At 57.2% G+C, this 519-nt stretch carries 1 protein-coding gene; it reads right to left on the reverse strand.

The window, feature by feature from the left end:
* A partial coding sequence (locus HMPREF2698_RS02235) for a transposase (protein ID WP_141748915.1) occupies positions 1–519 on the reverse strand: 519 nt, incomplete at both ends.

Raw genomic sequence — 519 nt, forward strand, 5'->3', positions numbered from 1 at the left:
GATCATGTCTTGGTAGACCAACCACGTCACTTCCAGGCACACGTAGTCGTCATCGGTGGCCCACAGCATTTCTAAGCGTTGCTTTTGCCGCTCGGTGAGATAGTTCGTCCTGGTCAACAGCGTGCGCCGGTGCTTGTACAGTGGGTCATCTTTGCGTCCGCGGCGTCCGGTGGTCTCACGTTGGAGTCTTTGTCGGCAACTGGTGAGCTTGTCGGCTGCCAGATGCACCACATGGAAAGGGTCCATGACTTTGTCCGCTTGTGGTAGTTGTTCCTCGACTGCGGTGGCATATCCGGTGAACCCATCCATTGTCACCACCTGTATCTGCTCCCGGAAGCTGGGGTCGCGCTCTTTAAGCCACCCGCTGAGCACATCTGCGGACCTGCCCGGTCGCATGTCTAACAAACGAGCAGGCCCACGCCCGTCCACCAGCGGGGTGAGGTCAACAAGTATGGTCACCAGGTTTGATGCCTGGCCTGGTTTTCTGGTGTGTTTCCATACGTGTTCATCGACTCCAAG

Origin of the sequence: Corynebacterium sp. HMSC072A02 (genome assembly GCF_001810085.1) — a bacterium.
Taxonomy (GTDB): domain Bacteria; phylum Actinomycetota; class Actinomycetes; order Mycobacteriales; family Mycobacteriaceae; genus Corynebacterium; species Corynebacterium hesseae.